This window comes from Bacillus sp. FDAARGOS_235 (assembly GCF_002073415.2).
GTDB lineage: Bacteria > Bacillota > Bacilli > Bacillales > Bacillaceae_G > Bacillus_A > Bacillus_A toyonensis.
Map to the genome: position 1 here is coordinate 589,931 of NZ_CP020437.2, position 19,110 is coordinate 609,040.

Here is a 19,110-nt window from a genome sequence, read left to right on the forward strand (position 1 = left end):
CCGTCTACTGTATTTTTTATGAATGTATTCATTTCTAAAACTAATACAGTACATGAAATTTCATATTACATACGTATATATTTATTCAGTTTATAATTAACTATTCAAAAGCAGTTACGATTCTCTCTTTCATTTTCTGTATTACTTCACTGCTTACTATTTTTTGACCAGCAGGAAGTTTTAATATAGCAGCAGCACCCTTACTAAGATATATTTCTTGGTCATTATTTTGATTTACTACCAATATTCCTTGCCCTTCAAATTCAAAATAACTAATATTTTTTGTTTCATTTGTATTATTTTTTATTGCTTTATATAGCCCATATAAATCTTTACTTCTATTTTCTCCACCCGTTCGAATCGGTTCAGTATCATTCGCAACAATTAGTCCCTCCGGCTGCTCACCTTTCATAATAAACCACAACTTTTCATTTGTTGGTAATAGTATATGCTTAAATTCAGAGCTATTTAACATTTGCTGTGCTGGAATTGTTTCATAGATTGGTAACGAAAATGGTGAGGTTGTTATTTTTTCAAAACTTACATTTTCAGAAGAACTACTCTTACTATATTGATAATCTTTTAATGCGATCGATTGTACTGGCTCACTTTTATTTTTTGATGCATAACTAATTTTACTAGCGAAAATAATAACAGTCATTAAACAAATGCATGGTATCACAAGCCTAAGTAGTTTTCCCATTCATGAACCCCCACACTTTTAATATTATTAATTTGCACGGATATTATAAACAGTTTCATTCCACCAAAAATTATTATTGTTATGGAACGTACTGAAATTATGATTATAATGATCACCATACCAAGGGTCCATGTAAGTTATATAGTCTGTTCCATTTGTACCTTTATAGAATCCATCAAGTACTAGAAAGTGTCCGATGTTAGCTCCATTTTGCCACATAATGAGTGCAATCATCGGTTGATTACTATTAATTTGATTTTTGAACCAATCATACGATTTTGCTCCAGAACTTATAGCTGAGCTAACACCATATCCTGATAATCCATATTGTATTTCACGTGAAGTTGCAGGATTATTATATGATCCACCTTTGACATACCTAACATACTGATCTTGTGAAGGAGTTTTCCCAAAATAATTTAAAACTGAAACCGAAGTGCCCGCCCAACACCAATTTGATCTTTCTTGTAATATGTTAGGAACAGATAATTCACGATCTGTTGATGTATTTGGAGGATTCCCATTAATATAAGCTGACGTTACATATACTTTTTTCCCATCTTTAAAATAATAAAACCAACGATTATCTAAATTTCCTGTCCAGTAATCTTTAACCGCTTCACCATACTCCCATCCTTTAAAGGATACTTTTGTATTTCCGGGAATCACCTCTACAATATTTGCATTCAAGCTTTTTTCTTCTCTAACATTTACATTCAATGGAGCAGTTGTTCCTGAAAATTCAACTTCTTCTGCTATTATTTTGTGAACACCAATGAAACTAAATGTAAAGAACAATAAAAACATACAAACAATACATTGCTTTCTTCCCTTCATTTTTTCACCCCTTCATAAGTATTAAAAAACATCAACAATTCATCCTTATTAATTGTTCAAGCTTAATATTACATACTAACGAAAAATGACTTCTCATAAAGTGAAACTTTAATCAGTGGGGGTTTTATTCATCCCCCACTGATTATTAGTTAAACCAATCGGGCTTTTATGGGCAGCCCGACCCCCACCTAACTTCTTTGCCCTCGCTGAATTTTGAGGTGGGGGTCTTACTACCTGTTAATGCGGGATAAATTCCAACACAAAAAAAGAGCCTATAAATTTTTATAGGCTACTTTTCATTTTATCGTTATTATTTGGCTAATTCTTTCATTCCCTGCATTACATCAACGAAGAATCCCCAGTTGTTCACAACAGAAGAAATACTAATATGCTCATCTGGAGTGTGGACGTTGAATATATCTGGCCCGAATGAAATTGCATCTAATTCAGGCATCTTTTGAACGAATACACTGCATTCAATCCCTGCATGTACAGCGAAGATTTCAACATCTTTGTTGTATTTTTCTTGATGTACTTTTTCAAACAAATTACGAATTTGTGAGTTTGGATTGTATGGCCACTCCGGATATTCTGACTCTAATTCAAATGTTGCTCCAACTAATTCAGCAATATATTTAATTTCATCTGCAATATGTCGTTTTAAACTACTTACAGAACTTCTTACTTCGTTTCGCAATTTAATTTCATCTTGCAGCGTTTCAATAACCCCTAAATTTGTTGAACTTTCTACAAGGCCTTTAATATCCATGCTCATACTTTGAATGCCATTTGGAATTAAGAATAATGATGAAATCAGCTGTTTTTGTGTTTCTTTAGCAAATACTTTTTCTACTTTCTCATCTAATTTTGTCAGTGTAACATGAACATCTGGATCAACAGCACGCATTTCTTCTTGTAATACTCGTGTCCATGATTTTAACTTTTCTTCAACTTGCTCTACATCTTCTTGACGTAATAAAATTGTAGCTACACTTTCACGTGGAATTGCATTCGTTTTTAATCCGCCGTGAGCCTCACATATATCAAATTGAATATTTATTGATAAATCACGTAAAACTCGTCCTAGTACTTTGTTCGCATTTCCGCGTTGTTTATCAATTTCCATACCAGAATGTCCGCCCTTAAGTCCACCAACATATAGACGGTATGCGTCCATATGTGCAGGTGCCTCATCCCAAATTACTGCAATTGTTTCAACTGCTTTCGCACCACCTGCGCTACTTACAAGTAATTTATGATCTTCTTCAGAATCAATATTTATAAAGATCTTTCCATCAAAGTGGTTTGCATCAACAGCAAAAGCTCCGCCCATTGTCGTTTCTTCTTCAGTAGTAATTACTACTTCAAGTGCTGGATGCGGAATATCTTTTGAATCTAATAAAGCTAATGCATATGCAACAGCAATACCGTTATCAGCACCTAAAGTTGTTTGATTCGCATATAGCATGTCTCCAATAATTCGTAACTCAATTGGATCTTTTTCAAAATCATGTACTGTTGCTTGATTTTTTTCACAAACCATATCCATGTGACCTTGAATGATAATAGCTGGTACACTCTCATAGCCAGCAGTTGCGTCTTTTTTAATAATGACATTCAATGCTTGATCTTGAATCACTTCTAAGTTACGCTCTTTTGCAAAGCGCACTAAATAATCACTAATTTCCTTTTCATTACCTGATCCTCTAGGAATCTTTGAAATTTCTGCAAAATGATAAAATACAGGGTGCTTTGTTAATTGTTCTAAAGTAGAATACATTTTTCAAGCTCCTCTCAAAATGAAAAAATAGTATGTAAGTCTTTTATCATTATACCATGATTCATTATTTTACCTTTCTTTAAACGTATTAAAAATTTATTATGAACAGTTCAATTTAATCCTTCTGCGCTCTATACCTTATACTCTTACATCATTGTAAGAATGTTGTAATCTATATCGATTTTTCTAATTTAACAATAGTTGTATACTTTTTAAAGAAACAAATTGAAGGAGATAAATAATATGAAAAAGCTTTTTGCTGTTATGACACTATGTTTATTATTTTCAAGCATTACTATTGGATGTGAGAGAGCATCACTAAATAGAATTGGTAAGGATGTATATTACGTACAGATAAAAGGTGAAGGCGCTATTGAAAAAGTAGAAGGCAGAAGCTTACGGAACTATACGTTGCCCGCATATGATGAAGACGGAGAAAAAAAACAAATTACATTTAGAAGTACAAAAAAAGAAAACGACCATAAATTAAATGATAATGCGTTTTTACGTCTTTATGTAGATCAAGATGATATAGATAAAAATGAAATATCATCTTTTGAAGTGAAGTCCTATGAAGAAATTCAGAAAGTAGATTTACCCGGAAAAGTAAAAGAAAAATTAAATGTTAACTAACTTGAAACTAACCCGCAAATAACGGAATAAAAAACAAAAGAAAATGCTCTATGCATTTTCTTTTGTTTTTTGTACTCGTATATATTTTGAACTGCTATTATTCATAAGTTTTTCTAACCGATTTATATTTTCCGTTAATGCACCTTTCACTAGAGAGAAATCTGTATTTGATTCTTCTTTTTTTTCTTTAAAAAACGAAGACTTTTGTACATTTATTTCAGCCATCTCTTCTCCCCCTTTTCAAAAAGATACAACCTTCTATTTATATTATATAGCAAATAAAGACACAGTGTACACGAATCATTTTCTTTTTAATTCTTCTTCTAACTTTTCTACTTGCTGCAACGTATCTCCTTTGATTAAAGAGAAATCTGTTGTATCTTCATTTTCTTCTTTAAAAAAATCATTGTCATAATCTTTTATCACTACAATCACCTCTACCTGCTAGTGTAGGAATGATTGTCCTATTTTATTCAACTTTGTCGAATTTTGTTTTGAATTTATGTATAGAAGAAAAGGACAGAAAAACGATTCTGTCCTACTTACTAAAATAACTATGATGTATTGTTAAATTATATACATTTTCAAAATCTCGATCTTGCAGGCTATTCTTCTTCCCATCAATAACGATAAAAACATCATTCATTATTTTTGCTGGTATAATTCCCACGTTTTCTACTTGTACTGCTTTTTGTTCATTCAATTGCTCTATATGCTCTATAGGTATTGTAATACTAAATTGAGAACGAATACCACGAAAGCCCGTATTTAATTCATTCGCTGCTTCAAATACAACAATTTTCGCTCCGATTTTTTCCCCATATGAATCTAAAAATGTGTTTAAGCTTTTTGTATATTCCTCTTCCGTATGCCATTCCATCGTCCCAAATGCTGCTGGATTAATATTTTGGATAATGTTCGTATATATTTCCCCTCTTGCTTTTGAAGCGATTAATGACCGCTTTATGGATTGAACAGTTTTACCGATATCGCTAAATTTCGCTCCCCATATTTCCGAAATGTTAGGTGTTAAAATAAATGAAATATCAACGAAAATGACCATCGCAGTGAACATTAATAAATTTTTCCAGAGGGTTAAATCGATTCCTTTAATCATGAAATAAACTGTGACTGATGTTATGAATAATCCATACCAAGTTTTTCGAATTCGCTGCTTTTTCTCTTCATACAACTCTTCATTTCTCCAATAAAAGAAAACAAGAACTACAAAAACGATTGCTAAAATAAATAAGCCAATTCGAATGTTAGAGATCGTCAATTACATCACCCTCCATTCAAAAACTACTCACGATATCATTACATGCGCAAGCAGCTCTCTTTATGACAAAAGACGTGGACAAGCTTCTAAATTTAGCTACATCGCATATACATTAGAAGGAGGCCACGTCTTTTATCATGAGTCTACATTGTATATGTAGACAAGCATGCATTTCAAATTTTCATGTTAAAAAGAAATATGTTTCGGAATTTCCCCTTCAGGTACTTCTCCATCCATACTTAAATAATAATGGCGAATCGGACGTAAATTTTCGTCTAATTCATAAACGAGCGGAATGCTAGTTGGAATATTTAATGAAACCACACCATCATTTGAAAGGTTGTCTAAGTATTTCACTAGCGATCGAATTGTATTACCATGCGATGAAATAATTACTTTCTCACCACTTTTTAATGATGGTGCAATTTCTGAATGCCAATACTCCAGCACTCTCTTCTCCGTATCCTCTAAACATTCTGTCAATGGAAATTCACCTTTTTTGAGTGTTTTGTATCTCGGATCATTCGCTTCATATCTAGGATCTTCTTCAGTAATAGCCGGTGGTCTTACATTGACACTTCTTCTCCAAATATGAACTTGTTCTTCACCGTATTTTTTTGCAGTTTCTTCTTTATTCAATCCTTGTAGCGCTCCATAATGCCTTTCATTTAGTTTCCATGATTTATGTACAGGCACCCAAGTAAGATCCATTTCATGAAGAACAATCCATACAGTCCGGATTGCTCGTTTTAATACAGATGTGTAAGCAACATCGAAAGTATAACCGTTTTCCTTTAATATTGCTCCTGCTTCTCTTGCTTCACTTAATCCATTCTCTGATAGATCTACATCCGTCCATCCAGTAAAACGATTTTCAAGGTTCCATAAACTTTGTCCGTGACGAATTAGTACAAGTTTTATCATTATAATTCCCCTCTCGGAAATGTGAATTTTATTGTTCCATCGCGTACACGTATAAAGTATCTAGTAATGCACCTTTTTATCCATTCACTCTATGATTTATCCATAGTTGCCAAATGCATGGATAAAATTCTTTCTTTTTCAAACTATAAAGAAAGGCCTATTTCTCATTATTTTTGATCAACTGGAATTTCTCTTTTCGCTATCCATGCATCATGACCTGAACGGCTATTCGCCATTTCGTTCATAACTTGATGCCAATTCTCTTCACATGATTCACCAAATTTTGAAAAAATAGCACCCATTTGCTTTCTTTGAACATCACTTAGTTTTTTCTCTAAATCTGTCCCTTCTTCTGTTAAGGATAATTGTTTTACTCGACGATCATGAGTAGCTTCATTACTTTCAATTAGTCCCTTTTCCACAAGTTGACGCAGTGGTCCATGAAGAGCTTGTTTACTTATTTCTAATAGCGATAGTAACTCATTTACACTTATCCCTGGAAAACGTGCGATAAAAAATAAAATTCGGTGATGCACTCGTTGTATACCATATTCTTTTATAATTTCATCTGGCTTTTCAGTAAATGTCTTATATGCAAAATAAAATAATGCCAATGCCTCATTCATCTGTTCTTCTTTATGTTGTGTCATCTACTTTCCCCCTGTATGTAAATTATACCACAATCCAGTAATGAATATTTTAATCAACGCACTTGAACTTCTGTAGTCCATTGAAGCATTCGCTACACGAACTAAAATAATTAGGAGATGATTCTCTTGAAAACGCAATATACTGTAAGTACATATTTATTAGATCGATTATACGAATTAGGAATTGAGCATATATTTGGTGTTCCTGGTGATTATAATCTTGCCTTTTTAGATGATGTGATTGCACATAAAAATTTAGAGTGGATTGGCAACTGTAATGAATTAAATGCGGCATATGCAGCAGATGGATATGCTCGCATAAAAGGTGTTGCTGCTCTTATTACCACTTTTGGTGTGGGGGAATTGAGCGCCATAAACGGCATTGCCGGCTCATATGCCGAAAACGTACCAGTTATAAAAATTACCGGTACACCAACAACAACTGTAATGGAAAATGGAGAACTCGTTCATCATACATTAGGTGATGGAAAGTTCGATCACTTTTCCAATATGTATCGAGAAATTACTATAGCACAAACAACTTTAATCCCTGAGCATGCCGCTGAGGAAATTGACCGTGTACTCCGTGCATGTTGGAATGAAAAACGTCCAGTCCATATTAATTTACCGATCGATGTATATAATAAACCAATTAATAAACCTACGGAACCAATCTTAAATCATCCCATAGTAAGTAATAAAGACGCATTAGATAAAATGCTTCTACATGCCATTTCAAAAATAAATAGCGCCAAAAAACCGGTTATATTAGCTGATTTTGAAGTGAATCGTTTTTATGCTGAAGAAGATTTACATCAACTCGTAGAAAAAACTGGCTTCCCTATCGCTTCACTAAGTATGGGCAAGGGCATATTCCCAGAAAAACATCCTCAATTTATAGGAATTTACACTGGCGATGTTAGTCCTCCATACTTGCGAAAAAGAGTTGATGAATCTGACTGTATCATTAGTATCGGTGTGAAATTAACTGATACTATTACCGGTGGCTTTACACAAGGTTTTACGAAAGAACAAGTTATAGAAATCCATCCCTATACTGTGAAAATTATAGATAAAAAATACGGACCGGTTGTAATGAAAGACGTATTACAATATTTAAGTAATTCAATCAAGCATCGTAATGAAGAAACGTTTGAAATTAAGCCATTTATTTCAGAATCATCATCTATTACTAAAGAGTTCAATCCAAAAGCACAAATCGTTACACAACAACGTTTTTGGCAACAATTGTACCACTTCTTACAAGAAAACGACGTCTTAATTGCAGAGCAAGGAACACCATACTTCGGTAGTGCCGCTATCCCTTTACCTAATAACGCTTCATTTGTAGGACAACCATTATGGGGATCTATCGGATATACACTTCCCGCTCTATTAGGAACACAACTCGCTAATGTAACACGGCGTAACATTTTAATTATTGGTGATGGTTCTTTCCAGTTAACTGTTCAAGAATTATCCACTATGTTACGTCATAATTTAAAACCAATCATATTTTTAATTAATAACAACGGATATACTGTTGAACGAGCGATTCATGGACGAGACCAACCATATAATGACATACAAATGTGGGATTATAATAAACTGCCAAATGTATTCGGATCAGAAGAAAAAAGTCTCACATTTAAAGTAGAAAATGAAATAGAGTTAGCAGAAGTCTTAAATAAAATAAGTTTTAATATGAATCGACTTATCTTTATTGAAGTTGTAATGAGCCAAGGGGATCAGCCTGAATTGTTAGCTAAACTTAGAAAAAGATTCGGCATCCAAAATTCTTAAAAAGAAAAAGCGTCGCTACAAAAATCATAACGGGTTCAGCTACAAGTTGTAAAACTTGTTTTGCCACTCAAAATATACAAGGAAAAGGATCGTAAGTGCCATCCTTTTCCTTGTATATTGAACTTTTACTATTTATAAATCCCTTCTTCGACTAACACCCTGTGTAACAAGCTAAAATTTTTAATCAACCTTTAACTTTATAGCTTTAGTGGCAATAAAGGTTTTAATATGCTTATCTAATATCCTTGTTCCACCAAAATCATCCTCATAAAAACCCACTATAACAAAACCAGCTTCAATTTGACCTTGGATTTGGTTTTCTAAAGTATGTGCATATTCTATTGTTTGATTTAAATCGATGTAATCTTGAACTTCATCCTCTGGTAAATAATCCAATGTTGATGAAGGAATTGAATGTTTAACATCAAGAATACCTTTTTGTTCTTGGTTATCATCAAAAATCCATAGTAACGGATTTGTAAATCCAGCAATAAGAATACCTTTATTCTTTAAAACCCTAGAAACTTCATTCCATACAAGATGAACATCTTTTACAAACAAATTAGAGACAGGATTTACGACAATATCAAAATATTCATCCTCAAAATCACCAAGGTCTGACATATCTCCTTGTACGGTTTTTAAAGTTAAACCATCCCGTTTTGCTACCTTTTCATCTTGTTCCAATTGCTTCTTAGATATATCAGTAACTGTTACATCTGCTCCAGCAGCAGCTAGAACTGGTGCTTGTTGTCCGCCACCTGATGCTAAGCAAAGTATCTTTAATCCATCTAATGACTTTGGAAACCACTCTCTAGGAACTGATTTTTCCGTAGTGACTGTAATCTCCCATTCACCTGATTTGCTTTTCTCAATAATCTCGCTACTTACAGGCTGCGTGTATCTAGAACCTTCTTCCACCTTCTTATCCCATGCATTACTGTTTTGTTGTGTAGTATCCATTGCGATTTTTCCTCCTAACTACCTAGTTGCAATTTAATTGTAAGATTATTAACTATTTATACATTTCTTTTTTTATTAACCTACCAGATAGTAAATACTTAGTTGTATATATTTATCTTAACAAATAATCGACCGTAAATATAAAAACATTCTAAATAAACATGAAATTAGACAACTATTCAATTCATTTAAAATAAGCGATATTAATTAACAATTCCCCAAAAATGATATACCAACAAAAAAGCGTTCCAAACCTGTTGACAGTTGGAACGCTTTTTAAAGTTATTTAATTTTTCAAACTCTTAACTAAACACATTATACAAATAAGCGATGCTTCTTTTTTATTCAGCAAGCGTTAACTGCCAAGATACACCATACTTATCATTTAACCAACCAAACTTTTTACTAAATGGATAGGCACCTAAAGGCATAAGAATTGCTCCATCCTGCGCTAGTTTATGAAAGACCGTTTCAATTTCTTCTTCTGTCTCACAAGTTACATAAAGAGACATAGCTGGAGTGAATGTAAAATTATGATTTACATAACTATCAATACACATGAACTCTTGTCCGTTTAGCGTAAAAGTTGCATGAATTACAGTTCCCTCTTTACCAGGTCCATTTTCATCGTAGCGAGAGATACTTACAATTTCTGATTGATCAAATAGGGATGTGTAAAAATTCATCGCTTCTTCAGCTTTTCCTTCAAACATTAAAAATGTAGTAATTTTTTGATTTGTGTTACTCATATAGAGACAGCCCCTTGTTATGTATTTATGCAAAACATACATCGTTCAACAAAACCGAACGTACATTCTTATAAATGTATTGTCTATAAAAACGGTAAATTTGTCAATTATCTAATTTTCATTTCTTCTTAAACAATGCTGTCCAAAGAAATGATTCCCCAAACATATCATTCGGTTGTTTCATTTGTTTCATCTTCCTAATTTCAATTACTTCAAACTCTTTAAATATCTCTCTCAATTTTTCTTCAGAATATGCAAGACCACCTCGTAAACTCCAACCTCTATATACGTCCCAATCTGTTATTTCTGATCCATTTCGTTCATCCAAATCACCTGCTGCAAAACATGTTAATCCGAAATAACCACCTGATTTTAAATATCTATCAATTAACTCTATATAATTCATTCTTCTATGTGGTGGAATATGATGAAGGCAACCAGAATCATATATAAAATCAAATTCATTTTGAACCTCTAAATTGAAAATTGAATCACAAATGAAGTGAATTTGTACCCCTTTTGCCAACGCCCTCTCTTTTGCCCACTGAATGCCTTCTGCAGATAAATCCACTGCTGTAACATCAAATCCTTCATTCGCTAAATAAATGGCATTTCTACCTGGACCACATCCAAGTTCTAATACTTTCCCTTTTGAAACTCTCTCTTTTTGTATATACGAAACTAGATTCTCATCTGGAATATTTTCAAAAAACGGAACATCCTTTTCTCTATTGGCATAAAATTCATTCCAAAATGGTTCTGCAGGTCTTAATAATGAATCAAGCATTTTTAAAATGTCTTCTTGTGTGTGTAACGTTTCATTTTTCATTTGCACTCCTCCATATTTTAATAGTCAGAAAATCATTATATAACCTCCTGAACATTCAGACAAATGAAACTCCACATTTTATTCTTTCTTTATTTTTCAATTCACTTTAAATACGGTAAATGAAATTATCAACTTTACTCGCATTGAGCAAATGCATACCAACCTAATCTTAAAATACAAAAAGAGCCACAAATTTTTGTGACTCCTTCTGCATTCATAATTGTATCAGGATTTTTTTATTATATATCGATTTCTCTATTAACAAACAATATATCTCTTCATCCCAATTACCACTTCATATTTTAACGCCCACGTCTTTTCTGACCTTGATTTGTACTACTTTTCTTATTGCTTGGCTTATTAAATGATTGATTATTTTCATTTCTCGAACCATTTCTCGAATCACTTCTTGAGCTATTTCTCGAATCACGTCTTGAACCTTCACGGCTATCTCTTTGACGATTTTGACCTGATTTCTTTGGAGCCGGCTTTGGTACCGGTTTTCCATTTTCATCTACACGTTTTATCTTCGGTTGTTCGATTATTTCTCTTTGTATTGGTGCACCAAGCGTTTTTTCAATTTCTTCTAAATGTTTTTCATCTTTCGCTGCAACGAACGTAATTGCAAGACCTGATCCACCTGCACGTCCTGTTCGGCCAATGCGGTGAATATAACTTTCTACATCTTCAGGGATATCATAGTTAAATACGTGCGTTACACCATCTACATCAAGTCCACGAGCTGCTACATCCGTTGCGATTAAGTACTGAATTTTAGCTTCGCGGAAACTCTTCATGACTCTTTCACGTTTCGCTTGAGGTATATCACCATGAAGTTCAGCACAATTATAACCTAGTCCTTTTAAATTATCATACAACTTACTTGCTCTAACCTTTGTACGACAGAAAATAACTGCTAAAAATGGCTGATCACGATCCATAACAAAACGAAGTGCATCTGGCTTTGCACGATCTGTCGTCTCAATGACACGCTGTTCAATTGTATCTACCGTTACTTCTTCACTTTGTACTTGAATCATTTGCGGCTCATCCATATAACGTTTCGCCAATTTTTTAATATCTTTTGGCATCGTTGCTGAGAATAACATCGTTTGTTTGCTACCAGGTGTCTCATCTAAAATATCTTCAATATCATATAAGAAACCGAAATAAAGCATTTGATCCGCTTCATCTAGTACAATCGTTGAAAGATTACTTAGATCAATTGTTTCACGTCGTATATGATCTAATAATCGTCCTGGTGTTGCTACAACAATATGTGTATTACCTTTTAACTTTCTCAATTGTTGTGCTACATCTTGCCCGCCATAAATCGCTAGTACATTAATATCTTCTCTTTGAACAAGCATTTTTTTAATTTCAGTTGTAATTTGCAATGCTAGTTCCCTTGTTGGTGCAACAATTAAAGCCTGAACATCACTAGACTCTGGATCGATTTTTTCTAAAATCGGTAAGACAAATGCTAATGTTTTACCCGTTCCTGTTTTCGCTTGCCCAATAATATCTTTACCTGACATAATAACAGGAATTGCTTTTTCCTGAATTGGTGTTGCTTCCGTAATTCCATTTTCACGTAATGTATGATTAAAAGTTTCACTAATTCCTAATTCTAAAAAGTTTTTCAAATAGACCACTTCTTTTCCTTATTTTTCACATTAGCTTTCATTGTACCATTTGTTTCGCCAAATATGAAAAATAAAAAAATTCTTACCTTCTTTTTTTATATTCATCATGTACTAGGTGGACAAATTCTTTTTGTTTTGTCTCGGAATTTATTAATGCTTCCATGTTAGTAGTAGACAAAATGAACATTTTAATTTTTCTATTACTCCAAATTAGTCTTGTATACTTTGTATCTTCGTGTAGCTTTCGAAACCACTCGAATTCACTTAACTTTGCAATATGATGTTTTAATTTCATATCATTTCGAGGATAAAATGTAATTATAGCCATTATTACATCAAGCAATAAACTCATCTTTTCCCCTCCTATACATATATATTTCAATGTTAAGGAAACATAGTTACAAGGTGATAAAATTGACCAATACATTCATAAAGATATTTTGTATATTGTTCTTACTATATTTTCAATCGACCTCAATTATTATGGCGAAATCTCAAACAAATGTGATAAGTGAATTTAAACAAGCTTTACTCCAAAATGATAAAAAATTTATGCGGTCATATGTAACAGAAGGGATTGAACTACCTACATTCCAAAAGGAAAAACCTATTCATGAAATTAAAATAATACCATCTCCAAAAGAGGATACTACAATTCTTATTTCCTATTTCAAAGACACTGATGATGAATTTACTATCGGTTACATTTTAGAAATAATAACAAAAAACAATAAAATATCTCAAATTAATCAAATTTATGATGGAACTAATCCTCTAATGAGAGAAGCTACTATTGTAAAAAAATATGAAATGAAGTGTAAGGAACATATACTTACTCCTACAAAATTCCCGTTCGAAATTCATGAATTTCAAGGGTACATCTATAACGATTACTTAGAACTACGATACTACAATAAAGATAGTAATGGGATTTTTAAAATCACTGTTTCACCAGTTCAACATAAATTAGATCAATATGTACATAAGGGCACTAAATTTTACATTTTAAAACATAATATAAAGGCAGTATATAATCCTCATTTTGATTTAGCATACGAACTTATCTTTCAGAAGGACGGTTTTCAATATAAAATCGCCCTTGGTAACAAACTATACATAAAAAGAAAATACAATGTTACTGATTTAATAAGAATTGCGGAATCTATGAATTAAAAAACCGATCTTTTCAATATAAGAAAGGTCGGTTTTTTTATATATTTTATATAATGAGTTTTCCTCCATGATAGCAATAATAACTTGCTGCTTTAAGGTTTTTAATTCTCTTTAAAGATTCTTCCGCTTTTTCTATATCTAAGCAAAAATTTGGATTAGCTATTACTAATTCATTATTATCTTGAACGGCCGTATCCCCTGTAATTACACAGTCTAAGTCCGGAAAATATAATGAAATATGCCCCGAAGTATGTCCTGGCGTCGCTACTATTTGACATTTATCATTCAAAATCATTTGACCATCATATACTTTTTCATCGACAGAAATATGTCTTATATTTTTTAACTGTTGTATAAACCATTCACTAAATTCTTTCTCTTCAATTGGCATATGTTCTAACATTTCTTCAGCTTGAACTAGTCTCTCTGATTTTATTTCACCATTAATGTAGTTAGATTCTATTTCACTAGCAATAACATGAAGTTGAGGATATTTCACTTTGAAATCGTATAAAGACCCTATATGATCATCATCATAATGAGTAATAATTATATTTTTTAAGTTTTTCATCTCATATCCATGTTTTAAAATTTCATTTTCAATTAAAGGTAAAAAATTTTTATAACCTGTATCTACTAAAGTTAATTCATTGTTTAATACAATTAAGCTCGGATAAATCCATTGTTTTCGCCCGTTACATTCAAATTCAATTGGTAATTCTATTATCTTCATTTCCCTTCCCCCATACCGTTTATTAAATGTTTAATAATAACTGCATCATCCACATACATTTTACTATACATATCACGAATTGAAGTATGGGCTTCTTTAGTTTCTGTACAAAATTCAAACTTGGTCTCACTTCCCATCAACAGATTTCCGACAAGCTTCTCGATTAAATCCGTCTGGGTATCTTATTGCTAATTTAGATATATTCATTTGAGCGATGTCATCTAACGTATATTCCACCTCATGAGCCGTGATAGAGATTATAGTACATAATGTCACCCAATTCTAAAGCTAACCTATAAGTATTGCCGTTCTCTTCTCCTAAACAATGAACCGGATCAAATCCATGCCCATGAAAAATAGCCTTTCTTACAATATCAGCAACCTCACCATTTTTGACTACATAAATTTTATTATCCATACTATGTAATGAAACACTGTAGGTCGTTGCATCATAAACATTATATTATTTTGAACAGGTAATTTCCTATTCTTATGGAATTATAAATTAATAAACAAAAATAAAATGGATTATTCCCTCACTTCTTTGTCCATCCTTTTAAAAAATATATGTTTTTGTAAAAGGAGTGTTTATATGGAGAAACAGACGCTTTGGAAAAAATTCAAAAAAAGCTCCGCAAACCTTGGAAAATCCAGCGTATATGAAAGTATTATTTTATTTTACACAATGAAAAAGAAAACGTTACCTACTAAAGCAAAACTCATAATATTAGCTGCTTTATCCTATTACGTATTAACAATCGATTTCATTCCAGATATAGCTGCTATTATCGGGATTGGCTTATTAGATGATGTTTTAGCAATTGCTGTAGCGCATAAATACGTTATGAGGCATGCAGACGCTGAAATTCGTGAAAAGAGTAAAATTAAAATGGAGTCCTTGTTTACTTCAGCACACATTTAACGAAGAAAGATAGGCTCTCACTTGTCTTTGTTCACTACTTATCCATCTTCTATAGCTTTTAATCCAATGATTTGAACAGTGTTAAAACAGAAAAAAGAACTAAAATAATCTTTAGTTCTTTTTTTATCAAATCAATTTATTTTTGAACAATCTTTAAAAAGAGCCTATTTTAGTGTACCAACTAATACAGGCTCTTTTCTAATTCAAATTTGCAAAATCCGCATCATTTTACGCTATACTTTGTTACTTCAACAACATTTCTCTTTCATCGCTTTCATCATAGACATAGTTGTCTTCATCATTTCATCACATTCGTTCATTTTTACCATCATTGCCTTATCCATTTCTACATCCATTTGCATCATGTTATTCATCATCATTTTCATACACTTCATTTCACACATCATTTTTTCCATAGACATCATCATGTTTGTTGTTTCTACCATCATAGTTTTTTCCATATTAACATCCCCCTAGAATTTTTATGTTACAAGTATAAAAATTCCTTTTTGTTTTTCTAAAACCTTCTTAGTTTACCTCATACAAATATTTATCAATATATTTCCCTCTCTATTGATTATTGATTCGCTTTATTTATTGTCACGCTGAAAACGTACATATAGTAAAAAGCATCTTATTTTAGATGCTTTTTATTATATGATTGACACTATGAGCCCATTTATTTCGTGAACATAGGTTAAATCTATTATTTTTCATAAAATTCATGAATCTGACTATAACGTATTATAGTTTTATTCATATACTGTAGTAGATTACTAGAAAGGAGGCGTATATATGGAAAGTTGTATCGTGTTCGTAAACGGCCAACCTTTTTTAGTACTCACAGTTGCTGGCATCGAAATTGCTAGATTGGAAATTACTCTTCAAGTAGCACTAGCTTTGAGAGTTCTCGGTATTCCAATCTGTGAGTAGTCCATTTAAGTAAGTTTAAAAGAGGGCTTTCGCTCTCTTTTAGACTGTTGTCAATACATGTACTTCTATTCGCTTAGCAAGTGTAAATTATAACTTTATAAAATTTATAAATAATTATTTACGCTAAAAGGACTTTCTGTAACACACACCTGCAAACAATTCAACATCCTCTTCCTATCACGTTCTTTATAATGATTTAAACATGCAATTTGGATCCAATTATTTTTTTGCAAATAAGATGACTCATAATGAACAATGTATCCTTGCAATGCTAATGCATCGCCTACTGTTTTAGAAGAATACCCTTCATTTAACTGAATGGTGAGTATAATTTGCGCGGTGTGCTCTTTAGGTGAAACAAGCTTTAAACCCATATTAGTAATAGCTTCTTCCATATAAGCATATGTCTCTTTTATTTTTACAAACGCCGTTTCATCCTCAAATTTCTTCAATGCTTCTTGCAGTGCGTAAATTAAATTCCATGAATGTGAATATGGAATGCTGTCATTCATTTCATACATACCAATGTCCATATACGCAGGTATTGCTTCGTTTTTCTCTATATTGTGATTATGAAAAACGAAAGATAATCCTGTAAATGATTTAATCGCTTTCCCGCTAACGCCACTTGCAAAATATACATCCTTCAAATCTATCGGTATTGCTCCAATTGAACTAATACAATCTACACATAGTTTCATATGATACTTTTTACAAAAGACATTTAGCTCGTCCAAATTATTTAACATTCCAGTTGATGTTTCATGATGAACAAACCAAAGCCATTCATAATTTCCACTTACAATTATTTTTTCTAATTCGATTTGTTTAAACGACTCTCCCATTTGTTTTTTATACGTATCAAAATTTAAATGTGCTCGTTTTGCCTGCTCAATTAATCTATTACCAAACTCTCCATTCGCTAAAACTAACCCTTTACCTTTTAAAGAACGTATCTGTAAAGCAATCGCATCATTCGCTAACGTCCCTGTTCCTAACATAATTTGTACATGTTTTGCTTTTGTCATTTGAAGTAATCGTTTCTTTACATTGTCCATTGTCACTTGAAATGACTTAGAACGATGCGAAATAGGCTTAGTAGAAAACGCCTTTTGAACATTCTCTTCCATGTCTACTGGACCAGGTAAAAACGTAAATTCTTTCGTCATAATACCTCCAACACTCGATTCTTCGAACATAGTAGGTGTAACATACATTGGCTGAAAAGCTGCTTCTTCTGTTCCAACTAACGTATGGAAAGATTTGAACCCCATTTGCTCATATAAAGGCAGCTCACGTGTTGTAGCTGAAATGAGTGCCAATTCATATCCATTTAGAAGCAAATAACGATGTAAAAAGCGAATTAATCCTAACAACGCTCTACCATTTCTATATTCACGTTCTACTGAAAGCAAACGAATTTCATATACGTTTTCACCATGTTTGTTTAAATATACATCTAAATTTGAGATTTTATTATGTAATGAGAATGGGCGTTTTCCTCTTACCGCGACCATACCTACTAACTTCACACCGTCTAAACAAATTAAATATGTATTTTCTTCATGAAATCGATCTATACGAAAACGTTCCTCCGTTTCTTCATGTTGCGGAATTTCTTCTACAAATGTTTTATAGTTCAATTTATGTATACTTTCAAATTCCCAAGCTTGATCAGCAATTTTATAAATTATCCCCATGTCCTATCCCCTTTCTATCTACTTATTGCTCGTTGTTTAATTCATAAAAATTATAAGTGGAGATACCCCCACTTATAAAGTGAAACTTTAATCAGTGGGGGTTTTGTTCATCCCCCACTGATTATTAACCTTCACCAATCGGGCTTTTACGGGCAGCCCGACCCCCACCTAACTTCTTTGCTTCCGCTGAATTTTGAGGTGGGGGTCTTACTGCCCGGCAAATAGCGGGATAAAAGGTCCACTTTATTCTCGATTTACATATAAAATAAGAACAATAATAAGTACACTTAATATATTCGTACCAATAGAGTAAGAATAAAAAACCATACAAATTGGTAAACAAGCGATTGTAATTAACCCTGGCTTTGTAAATCCTTTAAATATTAAATAAAAAACAATAAAAATACCTATGAGAGTAAGCGCTATCAAATAATCAAATGCGATGAGTCCTCCGATAAATGTTGAAATGCCCTTTCCGCCCTTACCTTTAAACAACATTGGGTAAATATGTCCAATAATAACGACCAATAATGTTAACATTACGAATGTAGCATCTTCAAAAAGATATTTTGCTATACAAACTACAATTGCACCTTTAATGGCATCACCTAAAAATGTAGCGACGAAATACCATTTTCCATATACGCGCCCCATATTTCTTGCGCCAGGATTTCCGCTTCCTTCATCCCTAATATCAACATTATGTCTCAACTTTGTTACTATATAAGCGGTCAAGATGTTACCAAATAAATAAGAAGCCACCAAATACAAAAACTGCATACTATTAATCATGTAATCATTCACTTTCTACATGGGAATACATATACACTATTCAATTACTACGTATATTGTA

Annotated in this window: 22 protein-coding genes and 1 pseudogene; 5 read left to right on the forward strand and 18 right to left on the reverse strand. The window is 32.6% G+C overall.

The features are described from left to right. Positions 1 to 100 precede the first annotated feature (100 nt). The 3 genes from A6J74_RS04670 to pepD all read right to left on the reverse strand — a co-directional run bounded on the left by A6J74_RS04670 (position 101) and on the right by pepD (position 3,320). Positions 101 to 703, reverse strand: a complete 603-nt coding sequence (locus A6J74_RS04670; protein ID WP_000517300.1) for a hypothetical protein — start codon at positions 701 to 703, stop codon at positions 101 to 103. Between the two features lie 27 nt (positions 704 to 730). Next, positions 731 to 1,540: a papain-like cysteine protease family protein gene (locus A6J74_RS04675; protein WP_000678380.1), complete on the reverse strand. Its 810-nt coding sequence runs from the start codon at positions 1,538 to 1,540 to the stop codon at positions 731 to 733. Positions 1,541 to 1,850: 310 nt separating this feature from the next. Continuing rightward, entirely contained in the window at positions 1,851 to 3,320 is a 1,470-nt protein-coding gene (pepD, locus tag A6J74_RS04680; RefSeq protein ID WP_000287565.1) for a beta-Ala-His dipeptidase, read from the reverse strand. 243 nt (positions 3,321 to 3,563) lie between these two features. Between pepD and A6J74_RS04685 the strand changes: the two genes are divergently transcribed. Beyond that, entirely contained in the window at positions 3,564 to 3,953 is a 390-nt protein-coding gene (locus A6J74_RS04685; protein ID WP_000732294.1) for a YxeA family protein, read from the forward strand. A 48-nt stretch (positions 3,954 to 4,001) separates the two neighbouring features. On the opposite strand, the gene spoIISB is transcribed toward A6J74_RS04685, so the two are convergent. The 5 genes from spoIISB to A6J74_RS04715 all read right to left on the reverse strand — a co-directional run bounded on the left by spoIISB (position 4,002) and on the right by A6J74_RS04715 (position 6,806). After that, complete coding sequence (spoIISB, locus tag A6J74_RS04690; protein WP_000808012.1) at positions 4,002 to 4,178, reverse strand: stage II sporulation protein SB; 177 nt, start codon at positions 4,176 to 4,178, stop codon at positions 4,002 to 4,004. A gap of 75 nt (positions 4,179 to 4,253) precedes the next feature. Beyond that, positions 4,254 to 4,379 (reverse strand): hypothetical protein, encoded by a 126-nt coding sequence (locus A6J74_RS04695; protein WP_000588713.1) that lies wholly within the window; start codon positions 4,377 to 4,379, stop codon positions 4,254 to 4,256. A 112-nt stretch (positions 4,380 to 4,491) separates the two neighbouring features. After that, positions 4,492 to 5,232: a type II toxin-antitoxin system SpoIISA family toxin gene (locus A6J74_RS04700; protein ID WP_000155917.1), complete on the reverse strand. Its 741-nt coding sequence runs from the start codon at positions 5,230 to 5,232 to the stop codon at positions 4,492 to 4,494. Between the two features lie 186 nt (positions 5,233 to 5,418). Continuing rightward, positions 5,419 to 6,156 carry a 2,3-diphosphoglycerate-dependent phosphoglycerate mutase gene (gene gpmA, locus A6J74_RS04710; protein WP_000594132.1) on the reverse strand — a complete coding sequence of 246 codons (738 nt, stop codon included), beginning with the start codon at positions 6,154 to 6,156 and terminating at the stop codon, positions 5,419 to 5,421. Positions 6,157 to 6,323: 167 nt separating this feature from the next. Continuing rightward, positions 6,324 to 6,806, reverse strand: coding sequence for a MarR family winged helix-turn-helix transcriptional regulator (locus A6J74_RS04715; protein WP_000191892.1), 483 nt, complete (start codon positions 6,804 to 6,806; stop codon positions 6,324 to 6,326). Between the two features lie 126 nt (positions 6,807 to 6,932). On the opposite strand from A6J74_RS04715, the gene A6J74_RS04720 reads away from it, so the two are divergent. Then, complete coding sequence (locus A6J74_RS04720) at positions 6,933 to 8,609, forward strand: alpha-keto acid decarboxylase family protein (protein WP_000857157.1); 1,677 nt, start codon at positions 6,933 to 6,935, stop codon at positions 8,607 to 8,609. Positions 8,610 to 8,789: 180 nt separating this feature from the next. Here the strand turns inward: A6J74_RS04720 and A6J74_RS04725 are convergent, their stop codons facing one another. The 5 genes from A6J74_RS04725 to A6J74_RS04745 all read right to left on the reverse strand — a co-directional run bounded on the left by A6J74_RS04725 (position 8,790) and on the right by A6J74_RS04745 (position 13,148). Further along, entirely contained in the window at positions 8,790 to 9,572 is a 783-nt protein-coding gene (locus A6J74_RS04725) for a class I SAM-dependent methyltransferase (protein WP_000381781.1), read from the reverse strand. A 341-nt stretch (positions 9,573 to 9,913) separates the two neighbouring features. Further along, positions 9,914 to 10,321, reverse strand: a complete 408-nt coding sequence (locus tag A6J74_RS04730) for a VOC family protein (protein ID WP_000072494.1) — start codon at positions 10,319 to 10,321, stop codon at positions 9,914 to 9,916. Between the two features lie 118 nt (positions 10,322 to 10,439). Next, a complete protein-coding gene (locus A6J74_RS04735) occupies positions 10,440 to 11,150 on the reverse strand; it encodes a class I SAM-dependent methyltransferase (protein WP_000787490.1) in 711 nt (236 codons plus the stop codon). Between the two features lie 302 nt (positions 11,151 to 11,452). Next, positions 11,453 to 12,805: a DEAD/DEAH box helicase gene (locus A6J74_RS04740; RefSeq protein ID WP_002038674.1), complete on the reverse strand. Its 1,353-nt coding sequence runs from the start codon at positions 12,803 to 12,805 to the stop codon at positions 11,453 to 11,455. Positions 12,806 to 12,878: 73 nt separating this feature from the next. Next, positions 12,879 to 13,148 carry a hypothetical protein gene (locus tag A6J74_RS04745; RefSeq protein WP_000054889.1) on the reverse strand — a complete coding sequence of 90 codons (270 nt, stop codon included), beginning with the start codon at positions 13,146 to 13,148 and terminating at the stop codon, positions 12,879 to 12,881. 29 nt (positions 13,149 to 13,177) lie between these two features. On the opposite strand from A6J74_RS04745, the gene A6J74_RS04750 reads away from it, so the two are divergent. Further along, a complete protein-coding gene (locus A6J74_RS04750; RefSeq protein WP_073990678.1) occupies positions 13,178 to 13,969 on the forward strand; it encodes a hypothetical protein in 792 nt (263 codons plus the stop codon). Between the two features lie 46 nt (positions 13,970 to 14,015). On the opposite strand, the gene A6J74_RS04755 is transcribed toward A6J74_RS04750, so the two are convergent. Together A6J74_RS04755 and A6J74_RS30320 are read right to left on the reverse strand one after the other, a co-directional pair. Continuing rightward, on the reverse strand, positions 14,016 to 14,702 hold the full coding sequence (locus tag A6J74_RS04755; RefSeq protein ID WP_000691130.1) for an MBL fold metallo-hydrolase: 687 nt from the start codon (positions 14,700 to 14,702) through the stop codon (positions 14,016 to 14,018). Between the two features lie 126 nt (positions 14,703 to 14,828). Continuing rightward, positions 14,829 to 15,090, reverse strand: a pseudogene (locus A6J74_RS30320) (MazG nucleotide pyrophosphohydrolase domain-containing protein); the annotation flags it as partial. A 204-nt stretch (positions 15,091 to 15,294) separates the two neighbouring features. On the opposite strand from A6J74_RS30320, the gene A6J74_RS04765 reads away from it, so the two are divergent. Then, entirely contained in the window at positions 15,295 to 15,624 is a 330-nt protein-coding gene (locus A6J74_RS04765; protein ID WP_000415068.1) for a YkvA family protein, read from the forward strand. Between the two features lie 248 nt (positions 15,625 to 15,872). Here A6J74_RS04765 and A6J74_RS04770 read toward each other — a convergent pair whose 3' ends face one another. Then, positions 15,873 to 16,085 carry a hypothetical protein gene (locus A6J74_RS04770; protein WP_000416118.1) on the reverse strand — a complete coding sequence of 71 codons (213 nt, stop codon included), beginning with the start codon at positions 16,083 to 16,085 and terminating at the stop codon, positions 15,873 to 15,875. A gap of 334 nt (positions 16,086 to 16,419) precedes the next feature. Between A6J74_RS04770 and A6J74_RS04775 the strand changes: the two genes are divergently transcribed. Next, positions 16,420 to 16,557 carry a DUF3956 domain-containing protein gene (locus tag A6J74_RS04775; protein WP_000443202.1) on the forward strand — a complete coding sequence of 46 codons (138 nt, stop codon included), beginning with the start codon at positions 16,420 to 16,422 and terminating at the stop codon, positions 16,555 to 16,557. Positions 16,558 to 16,661: 104 nt separating this feature from the next. Here A6J74_RS04775 and A6J74_RS04780 read toward each other — a convergent pair whose 3' ends face one another. Both A6J74_RS04780 and plsY read right to left on the reverse strand, forming a co-directional pair. Then, positions 16,662 to 18,257 (reverse strand): aminotransferase class V-fold PLP-dependent enzyme, encoded by a 1,596-nt coding sequence (locus tag A6J74_RS04780; RefSeq protein WP_000511441.1) that lies wholly within the window; start codon positions 18,255 to 18,257, stop codon positions 16,662 to 16,664. Positions 18,258 to 18,500: 243 nt separating this feature from the next. After that, positions 18,501 to 19,049: a glycerol-3-phosphate 1-O-acyltransferase PlsY gene (gene plsY, locus A6J74_RS04785; protein WP_000610842.1), complete on the reverse strand. Its 549-nt coding sequence runs from the start codon at positions 19,047 to 19,049 to the stop codon at positions 18,501 to 18,503. Positions 19,050 to 19,110: the final 61 nt, after the last annotated feature.

What these genes read in the sequence shown, in the direction of transcription:
- A6J74_RS04715 (WP_000191892.1), bottom strand. Translation starts at nt 6,806, where the DNA reads ATGACACAACATAAAGAAGAACAGATGAATGAGGCATTGGCATTATTT.
- A6J74_RS04745 (WP_000054889.1), bottom strand. Translation starts at nt 13,148, where the DNA reads ATGAGTTTATTGCTTGATGTAATAATGGCTATAATTACATTTTATCCT.
- A6J74_RS04775 (WP_000443202.1), top strand. Translation starts at nt 16,420, where the DNA reads ATGGAAAGTTGTATCGTGTTCGTAAACGGCCAACCTTTTTTAGTACTC.
- A6J74_RS04730 (WP_000072494.1), bottom strand. Translation starts at nt 10,321, where the DNA reads ATGAGTAACACAAATCAAAAAATTACTACATTTTTAATGTTTGAAGGA.
- A6J74_RS04685 (WP_000732294.1), top strand. Translation starts at nt 3,564, where the DNA reads ATGAAAAAGCTTTTTGCTGTTATGACACTATGTTTATTATTTTCAAGC.
- A6J74_RS04755 (WP_000691130.1), bottom strand. Translation starts at nt 14,702, where the DNA reads ATGAAGATAATAGAATTACCAATTGAATTTGAATGTAACGGGCGAAAA.
- A6J74_RS04780 (WP_000511441.1), bottom strand. Translation starts at nt 18,257, where the DNA reads ATGGGGATAATTTATAAAATTGCTGATCAAGCTTGGGAATTTGAAAGT.
- A6J74_RS04735 (WP_000787490.1), bottom strand. Translation starts at nt 11,150, where the DNA reads ATGAAAAATGAAACGTTACACACACAAGAAGACATTTTAAAAATGCTT.
- A6J74_RS04675 (WP_000678380.1), bottom strand. Translation starts at nt 1,540, where the DNA reads ATGAAGGGAAGAAAGCAATGTATTGTTTGTATGTTTTTATTGTTCTTT.
- A6J74_RS04725 (WP_000381781.1), bottom strand. Translation starts at nt 9,572, where the DNA reads ATGGATACTACACAACAAAACAGTAATGCATGGGATAAGAAGGTGGAA.
- spoIISB (WP_000808012.1), bottom strand. Translation starts at nt 4,178, where the DNA reads ATGGCTGAAATAAATGTACAAAAGTCTTCGTTTTTTAAAGAAAAAAAA.
- A6J74_RS04765 (WP_000415068.1), top strand. Translation starts at nt 15,295, where the DNA reads ATGGAGAAACAGACGCTTTGGAAAAAATTCAAAAAAAGCTCCGCAAAC.
- pepD (WP_000287565.1), bottom strand. Translation starts at nt 3,320, where the DNA reads ATGTATTCTACTTTAGAACAATTAACAAAGCACCCTGTATTTTATCAT.
- A6J74_RS04770 (WP_000416118.1), bottom strand. Translation starts at nt 16,085, where the DNA reads ATGGAAAAAACTATGATGGTAGAAACAACAAACATGATGATGTCTATG.
- gpmA (WP_000594132.1), bottom strand. Translation starts at nt 6,156, where the DNA reads ATGATAAAACTTGTACTAATTCGTCACGGACAAAGTTTATGGAACCTT.
- plsY (WP_000610842.1), bottom strand. Translation starts at nt 19,049, where the DNA reads ATGATTAATAGTATGCAGTTTTTGTATTTGGTGGCTTCTTATTTATTT.
- A6J74_RS04750 (WP_073990678.1), top strand. Translation starts at nt 13,178, where the DNA reads ATGTTAAGGAAACATAGTTACAAGGTGATAAAATTGACCAATACATTC.
- A6J74_RS04670 (WP_000517300.1), bottom strand. Translation starts at nt 703, where the DNA reads ATGGGAAAACTACTTAGGCTTGTGATACCATGCATTTGTTTAATGACT.